Genomic DNA, 1,238 nt, shown 5'->3' on the forward strand with positions numbered 1-1,238 from the left:
ACTAGTGCTGGGTTCCTCAAACGGAGTACACGTATCGGCGGCGTAGGACGCGGGTTGATGGTGTGGGTCTTCCCCATACCCAGGGCCTGGCGCGGGTGTTGAGCTGGGCTGTTGCCAGGCGAGTGGCTTGGTCGATCTCGGGTGGTCCGGCGAAGGACTGGCCCGCGAGGGCAGCCTTGCGGAAGATGCGCCACCAGCCTTCCTGGAGGTTGAGCCAGCAGGCCCCGACGGGGATGAAGACGTGCCGGATTCTGGGGTGGTCCTCAAGCCAGGCTCGGGTGGACAGGCTGTTGTGCGAGGACAGGTTGTCGGTGACCACGTAGATGTCGCCGACCGGATTGGCCCCCTCGACTCTTTGAAGAAACTGCTGGTAGAAGGCACTGTTGCGGGACGAGGCGGTCATGGTGATTTCGTGTCCGTCCCGTACCCGCAGAGCGCCGTAGACCCAGGTCTTCTCCGGCCCACGGCCGTAGTCGACCTCGGACTTGATGCGGTGGCCGTCCGGCGACCAGCCCGGCGCCGGCGGGAACGTGCGGGGGATCACCGGTCCGAGCTCGTCGGCGCAGACGACCGTCGCACCTTCGGGCGGGCAGGTGTAGAGCTCGATGATCCGTGTCCTTTTCCCTCGAAGTCGACGTCTCTCGACCGGGTCCAGGACCGGGTACGGCGCCAGCGCACCCCCTCAGCCAACAGGATCCGGCGGACCTGGCTGCGACCGACCTCGATGCCCATCCGTCCGGCCTCGGCGGCCAGTGCGTCAAGGGTCCACTCCGGCGGCCCGGACTCATCCGCCGCGGCCAACTCGCCGTCGGCCTGCACGGTCAGTCGACCTGGGGGCGGCTGTTTGACCAGGCCGATGATTCTTGAGCGTTCCGTTTCAGTGATCCGTCGCTTCCGGCCCTGCCCACCCAGGTCCTCGAGTCCGTCCAGGCCGAAGCGGTCGAAGCGGTGCAGCCACCGGCGAACTGTCTTGGGGTTGCACCTCAACTCGTCCGCGATGGCAGGCACTCGCTGTCCAGCCCAGCTCAGCTCGACCATCCGAGCCCGTAACACCAGATCACGCGGCGCCTTGCGCGCCCGTGCCAGCCGGTGCACCATCCGTTCCTCGTTCTCGTCACGGCTCGGCCGTGCCCGTAACGCCACCGTCCAGCACCCGCCCCCGAACAGCCGAACCACCCCGTCACCAGGACATATACCCAGCGAAAGAGGAACCCAGCACTAGTAGTGCTTGGTCAGGT

2 protein-coding genes are annotated in these 1,238 nt (G+C 66.7%); both read right to left on the reverse strand.

Features of this window, described 5'->3' with window-relative positions; genetic code table 11:
- Positions 1 to 16 precede the first annotated feature (16 nt).
- A complete protein-coding gene (locus ACFWPS_RS54015; protein WP_383721934.1) occupies positions 17 to 610 on the reverse strand; it encodes a transposase in 594 nt (197 codons plus the stop codon).
- The gene (locus ACFWPS_RS54020; protein WP_383721933.1) at positions 541 to 1,098 is read right to left on the reverse strand and encodes a helix-turn-helix domain-containing protein; all 558 of its coding nucleotides are present in this window, start codon (positions 1,096 to 1,098) and stop codon (positions 541 to 543) included. The genes ACFWPS_RS54015 and ACFWPS_RS54020 overlap by 70 nt, the downstream gene beginning before the upstream one ends.
- Between the last annotated feature and the right edge of the window lie 140 nt (positions 1,099 to 1,238).

It is taken from the genome of Streptomyces sp. NPDC058457, from assembly GCF_042720695.1.
In the GTDB taxonomy this organism is placed as follows: Bacteria; Actinomycetota; Actinomycetes; order Streptomycetales; family Streptomycetaceae; genus Streptomyces.